This window comes from Occallatibacter sp. (assembly GCF_049802275.1).
Lineage (GTDB): Bacteria > Acidobacteriota > Terriglobia > Terriglobales > Acidobacteriaceae > Telmatobacter.
Genome location: NZ_JBARMD010000628.1, coordinates 1 through 7,719, shown reverse-complemented (window position 1 = coordinate 7,719; position 7,719 = coordinate 1). Strand labels below are relative to the sequence as shown.

Annotated in this window: 9 protein-coding genes and 1 tRNA gene; 4 read left to right on the top strand and 6 right to left on the bottom strand. The window is 57.4% G+C overall.

Annotated elements, in window-relative coordinates:
- From WA354_RS21245 to WA354_RS21235, 3 genes are all read right to left on the bottom strand, one after another.
- Positions 1-210, bottom strand: a 210-nt coding sequence (locus WA354_RS21245; RefSeq protein WP_472815021.1) for a hypothetical protein, incomplete at its 3' end; no start/stop codon positions are given.
- Between the two features lie 238 nt (positions 211-448).
- A complete protein-coding gene (locus tag WA354_RS21240; RefSeq protein ID WP_472815020.1) occupies positions 449-1,465 on the bottom strand; it encodes a Gfo/Idh/MocA family protein in 1,017 nt (338 codons plus the stop codon).
- 58 nt (positions 1,466-1,523) lie between these two features.
- Complete coding sequence (locus tag WA354_RS21235; RefSeq protein ID WP_472815019.1) at positions 1,524-2,324, bottom strand: FkbM family methyltransferase; 801 nt, start codon at positions 2,322-2,324, stop codon at positions 1,524-1,526.
- Positions 2,325-2,377: 53 nt separating this feature from the next.
- On the opposite strand from WA354_RS21235, the gene WA354_RS21230 reads away from it, so the two are divergent.
- Positions 2,378-3,547, top strand: coding sequence for a hypothetical protein (locus WA354_RS21230; protein ID WP_472815018.1), 1,170 nt, complete (start codon positions 2,378-2,380; stop codon positions 3,545-3,547).
- A gap of 436 nt (positions 3,548-3,983) precedes the next feature.
- On the opposite strand, the gene WA354_RS21225 is transcribed toward WA354_RS21230, so the two are convergent.
- Positions 3,984-5,159 carry an acyltransferase family protein gene (locus WA354_RS21225; RefSeq protein ID WP_472815017.1) on the bottom strand — a complete coding sequence of 392 codons (1,176 nt, stop codon included), beginning with the start codon at positions 5,157-5,159 and terminating at the stop codon, positions 3,984-3,986.
- Between the two features lie 41 nt (positions 5,160-5,200).
- Positions 5,201-5,275: transfer RNA gene (locus WA354_RS21220), tRNA-Val, on the bottom strand.
- Positions 5,276-5,387: 112 nt separating this feature from the next.
- Between WA354_RS21220 and WA354_RS21215 the strand changes: the two genes are divergently transcribed.
- Positions 5,388-6,374 carry an RNA polymerase sigma factor gene (locus WA354_RS21215; RefSeq protein WP_472815016.1) on the top strand — a complete coding sequence of 329 codons (987 nt, stop codon included), beginning with the start codon at positions 5,388-5,390 and terminating at the stop codon, positions 6,372-6,374.
- A 53-nt stretch (positions 6,375-6,427) separates the two neighbouring features.
- Positions 6,428-6,949 (top strand): hypothetical protein, encoded by a 522-nt coding sequence (locus tag WA354_RS21210; protein ID WP_472815015.1) that lies wholly within the window; start codon positions 6,428-6,430, stop codon positions 6,947-6,949.
- A 110-nt stretch (positions 6,950-7,059) separates the two neighbouring features.
- Here WA354_RS21210 and WA354_RS21205 read toward each other — a convergent pair whose 3' ends face one another.
- On the bottom strand, positions 7,060-7,290 hold the full coding sequence (locus WA354_RS21205; RefSeq protein ID WP_472815014.1) for a hypothetical protein: 231 nt from the start codon (positions 7,288-7,290) through the stop codon (positions 7,060-7,062).
- Positions 7,291-7,304: 14 nt separating this feature from the next.
- On the opposite strand from WA354_RS21205, the gene WA354_RS21200 reads away from it, so the two are divergent.
- A partial coding sequence (locus tag WA354_RS21200; RefSeq protein WP_472815013.1) for a DUF3106 domain-containing protein occupies positions 7,305-7,719 on the top strand: 415 nt, incomplete at its 3' end.

Sequence of the window (7,719 nt, the reverse complement as noted above, 5' to 3'; positions counted from 1 at the left end):
GAGCGACCATAGTCCGCGTGCTACGCGATCGGCAGCGTCGCTGAGTTCGGCCCAGGTCATGCGTCGGGATTGATGGCGCGATGCGACTGCAAGGCGATCGGGATAGCGGCTGGCGGTGCGGTGGAGGAGCTCGCCAATGGCGAGGTCGAGAAGGGGGCGGTCTTCTCCGCGCGTGTAACTCAAGTTTGTTGGATCTACATCCGCAGACATGGCAAAAGCTCACAAGTCCAAAGCGGCAGTGTAACGCGCATGTCGATGGCCAAAGTGTGATCCAGCACACATTTCAAACGCCATGGAAAACTGAACGAGGTGGGAGTTTTAAGGGAAATGAGGGAAGAACAAAAGCGGGTTCTTCGCTCACCACCCCCGAACCTACCCCACAGAGCGATCGCTCTCTGGGGCCCCTGGTACGTTCGGGGCCCCCGTTCGCTCAGAATGACACCGCAAGTTAGGGCTTACTGCGGGGCGTCTCCCATTGGCTAGTTTCGGCGGAGCGGAAGATGGCTTCGATGACAGCCATGTTGGCGATGGCTTCTTCCAACGGCACTGGCACTTCGCCGCCTTCGATCACGGCGCGGGAGAAGGCATCACCCTGCATCGTGTATTGGTCGGCGGTGGGAAATTCTTCGACCGTGATTCCACTGCCGAAGAGTTCGCCGGTTTCATCGATGAAGATGCGGGTGGGACGATCTTTGGGGGCGTTGAAGGGAATCTCCATCTCGATTCGGCCTTTTGTGCCGAAGAACTGGACCTTCTGGTATGCGACCAACTGTGTACTGCAGGTGAAGATTGCGTGGCCGCCGTCGAAGTCCAGCATTGCGGAGGTGAGGCGGTCGATTTTCATCTTCGGGTCGCGTTCGATCAGTCCGACGACGCGCTTTGGCTCCTGGCCGAATCCATAGCGCGCGGCCTGGATGCAGTAGCAGCCGATGTCGAGCAGAGCGCCGCCGCCTGACTCGACATGATTGCGGATGTTGGCCGGGTCGTCGTTGTAGTAGCTGAAGAAGCCTGCCACCGAGCGCAATTGGCCGATACGGCCGGAGCGCAGCAGTTCGCCGACGCGCAGCCATTGCGTGTAGCTGCGAATCATGAAGGCTTCGCCGATCTTTACGCCGGTGCGGGCGCGGACGGCAAGCAGTGTTTTGGCTTCGGCGACGGTGATGCTGATGGGCTTTTCGCAGAGAACGTGTTTGCCCGCCTCGGCGGCTTTGGCGGTCCAGGGCACGTGTAACTGGTTGGGAAGCGGATTATAGATGGCGTCGATCTCGGGGTCGGACAGCAACTCCTCGTAGGAGCCGTACGCCTTGGGAATGCCGAGCTTCGCCGCTGCTTCTTTTGCTTTGGCCAGATCGCGTGAAGCGATGGCTTCGACGGTGGTCCACTGGCCGTGCTGCATGGCGGGCAGGACTTTTTTGATGCCTATGTTTGCGGTGCTTAGAACGCCCCAGCGCAGCCTCTTCGACATGGGAGCAATGATACAAGCAGTGAGGCATCGCAGGGAGGTTGTGCCTGGAGAGAAACAATCAGTCGGCTTGGCGTCGCTTGGCGACGATATGAGAACCGTCGACCCAACTCGGTATCAAACCATTCCGGCGCAGCAGCTTTTCGATGCGCATCGGAGCTTCGGCACGACCACGTGATTCGAGCATTCCGAAATGCACTTCCAAAAAGACAGCACGCAATTCCGGTGCAGCCAGGAGAGACTTCATCCCGGCCAGCACCTCTTCCTCGAAGCCCTCAACGTCGATCTTAAGCAGGTCAGGCGTCATTCCGGACTTTGCCCAGTACGAGTCTCCGCACAGGACGGGAACCTCGACGCTGATTCCGGCAGAGGCCTCTCCAGCAAAATTCTCGAGATGGCCAACCCTATCGGTTATGCCGACGAGCATCCGGCTGGAGCCATCGAAGTCGCTCAACGCGATCTGCTCGTTCCGCACCCATGGGAAATCCTTCGTCTGGCGGCATAACTTCTCATACGTTTCCGGCAGTGGCTCAAAGGCGAAGACGCGACCCGTACTCCCGACGGCCTCGGCAAATATCTTTGTGTAGAGTCCGACATTCGCTCCTACATCCCAGATCGAATCGCCCTGCCGCAGTTCCGCCGAGATCTCGTGGTGGAACTTCTCTTCATAGCTGCGTTGGGGAACCAAGCGGTGATACAGCCGCTTGAGGCCTATGCGCCGCGCAATTGATCGAGCCTTGATGATCACCTTGTTCATTGCAATAACTGTTGCCTCATAATGAAACGGCTTCGACGCCGCTTCCAGTCTCTGATTAGGATAAGGGCTGCGATCATGCAAATCGAGAGCCTGTGCGTCAGACATCCGCTATAATCTCCAGAAATCCGATGAATTCTTCCTTTACTCGCGAGGGTTCTTTGTCAACTTTTGAAGAACCGATAGCGCTATCCTCGGCGATTTCAGAATCCGGACGAGAGAAACTCCTGAGCACGCGGCTCTTCCACGGCGTGTGTCTGGCTGTTTTGATGATCGTGGTTGCGGCGGCGTCTTTCAGCGCGTTTTACGAGAAGTGGCATTTCCGTGAAGCAGGAATACGGGGCTTCGATCCGATAGCCGAGTTCAGCAAAATGATCGATGGGACTGCTTATCGTCCGTATATCTACCGACAGCTGTTGCCTGATATAGCCAACTCACTTACGCACGTACTGCCGGTGGATGCAATTGCACGGCGCGTTCCGGCAAGGGCGAAAGAGCGAATAAGAGTTGCGCTTAACCTCGCTTCAAAGACTTACCCTGCTCAATACCTAATTTTGTATATTGCGACTTATCTTTCTGCTCTGCTGGCCGCATTTGCTCTTTATCGGGTTTGCACGGCCGCGGGTTTGCGAGAGCCGGTCGGCGTTTTTGCGACGGTCGTGTTCATGCTGCTTTTTCCGCTGATCGGGATCAAAGGCGGATATTTCTTCGACTATCCGGAGTTGCTCTTCATGGCGGTGGCAGTTTGGATGGCGTTGAAGTTCGACTGGTGGTGGATCATCCCGATTGCGGCGCTGGGAACGTGGAACAAGGAATCCTTCCTTCTGTTCATGTTCACGCTGTACCCACTCTTTCGGCTGCGCCGTTCGCGGTTGAATTCGCTGGTCGGGGTCTGCGTTCTGGTTGCTGTGTGTGCAGCGGTTTACCTACCCATTCGCCAGCACTTTGCGCATAACCCCGGTGGAACGGTGGAGTGGCATCTCAAGGATCAAATTGATTTCTACATGCATCCATTCCGGATCGACACGTGGATCGACAGGACCTACGACCTGATGTTCCCGGCCTTGAGTGCTCCCATTCCTTCCCTCCTGCTGGTTTGGGTTGTTTGGCGAGGCTGGTGCCTTTTGCCTCGCTGGCTTAAGCGCCACTCTCAAATTGCGGCTGTCATCAACATCCCGCTCTACCTGCTTTTCTGCCAGCCTGGAGAATTTCGGGACCTGAGCCTGCTTTTTATTTCATTTCTTTTTATCCTGGCTTTCAATCTGCAGGAATGGATGGATTCCTTCAGGCCGCGGCATGTTCAAACTTCTCTGCCGCTTCCTAGCGCCTGAAACGATCGCAGTCTTTTATGGCTAAAGCCGAATACGTTGTTGTGCCGCTTACGGCATGACTTGAACAGCTTGGTGAAAAAGACCGTATAGGGCGAGCCAGCATCGTTCAGGGGCTAACTAAAGCCCGACACTCATTTTGTGGCGTTGGCGGCCTGGCTGAAGCCATGCCCTGTTACAAAACGGCGGCCTCGCTGAGTTTTTCACCAAGCTGTTGAAGTCATGCCCTGATACAAACCCATCTAGAAATGAGTTTTTCCGCAATCTGCAAGGCTCCGTAGCTCCTTGCGCATGATTTCAGTTGCCTGAAGGCTGCTGCTCCCTCCGTATTCGCAACCACGATGCTCTGCTGCCCGGTGGAATTTTCAGGGCAGATTCATGGAATCCTGCAGGTGCACAGGAAGAGATGCGGGGCGGTCGATCTTGGACGCGACCGCGCTCAGGCCGAGATGCCTTCGCTGTCGAAGGCATCTGCCTCTGCGGGGCTGCGGCCGGTGATCCAGTGCCAGAATCGGGAGGGCCAATTGGGGTCCATGCAGGGCCTTTCGATAAGCAGATAGAAGGCGAGTGAGATCAGCATGACTGGAATTCCCGTAACCAGCAGTTGAATGCCGAGGTCGGCGAGAAGGTCGCCGTGAGGAAGGATGCATCTGCGGGTGACTTTAAAGAGGACTGCGATCATCTGGAAGTGCATAAGGTAGATGGAGTAGCACATGCCTCCGATGGCTGCTATCCAGGGATTGGCGAAAAAGCGGCGCAACCCCACTCCCCGCAGCGCGGCGAGGAACAAAAGCGCCATTGTCCATGGCATGACGATGTGGAGGGTGGCGTAAGTTCGCACCATTCCGAACGTCAATCCCAAACCCAGCAGTCCGGCTACGTCCCAGAGCAAGGACGAGCTAATCCGATCGCCGTCGACGATGTAAACATCGGCTATCAGGAGGCCCATGAGAAAGAACTGTATATAGAAGAGGATGCTCTCGGACGCTCGGGGACTATCGGCAATCGTGAACTGGACAGCGCCGATTGCAAGGATTAGTAGAGCGAACATGGCGCGACGAAGCAATTTGCTGCGCAACCGATAGAGCTGCATCAACACCGGCGCCATGATGTAGAACTGGACCTCGATTTCGAGACTCCATGAAACCGGATTGATGAAGGTTCGTTCCCCGTAAACCAGGCGATGGAGGTACAACATCGTCGCAACCGCGTGAGCCAGTACATCCGCAGTGATGTGGCGCGTGTAGACGGATAACAGGAAAACGAAGAGCAGTATGGAAAGCAGGTATGGAGGTTCCAGGCGGGTCAGGCGGCGGATGAAGTACTTACGCAACGAAACCGGCTGTGCCCTGGCAAAGAAGTGACGCGCGAAAGGCAATGCAAGCACAAATCCGCTGACGACAAAGAACAGGCTTACGCCGCTGTCTCCGTTGCCGATGATCCGAAAGAGACCCGCGTAACGAGGCTCAATCGGAATGATGCGGCCGGAACGGAGCTGCAATTCCAGCGATAAATGAAAGAGAAATACACTGGCGATGGCGACAAAACGCAGACCATCGATCTCCGGGATAAATCTTCCGTCGCGCGTTATCCTGCGAATGCGTTCGAGAAGCATAAGGTGTGCTTAATTTATAGTCGACGCTGGTGAGGTGGACATGGTGGGCGCTGCAGGATTCGAACCTGCGACTTCCACCGTGTGAAGGTGGCACTCTACCGCTGAGTTAAGCGCCCGAACGGGCGGCCAGAGGGGCTCCCTGTAGGTTAGAGTATCACCAGCGACACTCCACGGCCAACTTGGCGCATTACTGGCCGGGAGCCGGAGAAATTCGCTCCAAGTTACTGAATGCGCTGGCCAGTACGACTAATCCGAGACGCGCGCGAGTCCGCTCCCGGGGACAAGAAACCGGTTCTTTCCTTCGCCCAGCCGGGCATCCTGAGCCTGTTTGGCTTGGGATTTGTGGCTGTCGGTGTCGACTGCCTGTGGCAGGGTCAGGTTGCCGCCATGTCGAGCCGGGCGGGGAGCGATCGGCCCTCCAGGGGCGAGGGAGACGGATCCGCCGGGAAGGGCGAGCCAGCCAAGGTTAAAGAACCGATAAACGGTGCAAAATCAGGGCCTGAAAGTGACAATTTCGCGCAACCTTCCGAAGAAGACGGGGTTCCAGAGGATATGGCAACCCTGGTACTGGACAATCCGGCGCTGGGACAGGGCGCACCGCTGAACCCGACAGATCTGCAGAAGCCCGTCAATTATGCGATGGACGAATCGAGCGATGCGGCGGTTATGCTGCGGGTGGCAGCGGGCGATGAGGCCGGCTTCAATTACCTCGTGAGCAAGTACCACCGGGCAATGATCAGTTTTCTGTTTCGCATGGTGCACAACCAGGCAGTTGCCGAGGAATTAGCGCAGGAAGTTTTCCTGCGGGTGTATCGTTCGCGTGAGAGCTATCGCGCCGAAGCGAAGTTCACCACATGGCTTTATCGCATTGCAACCAACCTTGCGGTGAATCATGCGCGGGACACCAAGCACGAGCGGTCTGCGCAGACGGTTTATCTGGACGCGCCGGATGAAGAGTCGGGGACGACGCCGGATGTGGCAGACGATACTCCTTCAGTGGAGCAGAACATTTTGCGCGATGAGCGCATGGCGGCGATCAGGGCGCACGTAATGGCTTTACCGGAACGCCAGCGCATGGCAGTGTTGATGCACAAGTATCAGGGCATGGATTATCGGCAGATCGGGGACGTACTAAAACTGAGCGAGTCGGCGACCAAGTCGCTGCTGTTCAGGGCATACCAGACGCTGCGGGATAAGTTAAAAGATTTTGTGTAGGGATTGAAAGCCGGGCGACACCGGTGGGGAGTGGGGTGGTAGCGATGGAAACGATGAACAAATGCACCGCGATGGAGACGAAGCTGGCAGACATGCTGCTCGATCCTGAAGCGGCGCCTGCCGAGGTTAAGGCTCATGTGGCGGAGTGCGACAGCTGCCGCAAGGATCTAGAGGAGATGCGGGCGACGATGGCTGCGATGGATGCCTGGTCGGTGCCTGAGCCCAGCCCCTATTTCATGACCCGGCTGGGTGCGCGGATGCGCGAAGAACGTGAAGCCCCACGGCAGTCATGGTTACAACGCCTCCGCGCCCGCTTTGTTTATGGTCCGCCGATGCATGCTCGTCCGCTGGCGGCGATGGCGCTGACGGTGATGCTGCTGGTGGGCGGCGGCGCGTACCTGGGCGTTACAAACATTGAGCAGCCGCAGCCGCCAGATCGCGACGCGGCAGTTGTGCGCGATTTGCAGACGCTCGACAGCAATGCGCAGGTGCTCGACCAGCTCGAGGCGATTTCTGATAACCCGAACGACGCGATTTCGGACGATCCGAATTCGGATGATCCTCAGTCGCAATAGTTGAATGAGGAACAAGAAGGATTTTTGAGTGGCGGGGGCCACGATCATGAATGGGGCAAGGGAAAAAGGCATTGCGAGAGATATCCGCCTGGCGGTTGTAACAGGCGTGGTCACGCTTTCTCTCTGCCTGAGCGCTTCCGCCCTGGTTGCGCAGCATCAAAATAGTCCGCGCCCTTCGTCTCCACCGCATTCTTCTGCGCCGCGCCAGCAGAGCCCGCAGTACACGCATCCGCAATCGCCGGGCCGGCAAAATCAGGGGTACGGCGCGCCGCAATATCAGAATCGTACGCCACAGCAGTATCCGAATCGAGCGCCGCAACAATACCAGCAGTATCGTCCACCGGCAGGGACTCAAATGCAGCGACCGGGGCAGAACATGTACGCGCCACAACCAGGCGCGCGCGGCGTTTATCCCAATAGAAACTACAACGCGCCAGTCTACGGTCGGCAGCCGTATCCGGGCACCGCCCAGCAGACCTACGCGCCTCCTGGCCATCTTGGCGCGTGGCTTAACACGCATCGCAATGTTCCGGTGCAGCAGCAGCAGCAGATGTTGCGCAGTGATCCGAGCTTTCGCCAACTGCCGCAGGGCGAACAGCAGCGTTTGATGAACCAGTTGAACCGGGTCAACCAGATGCCCAACGCGCAACGGGAGCGAACGCTGGCGCGCGCCGAAAACCTGGAGCGGCTATCGCCTGAAGAGCGCGACCAGGTGGCGGCCTCGGCGCGGCAGTGGAAGAGCTTGCCACAGGAGCGGCAGTCGATGATGC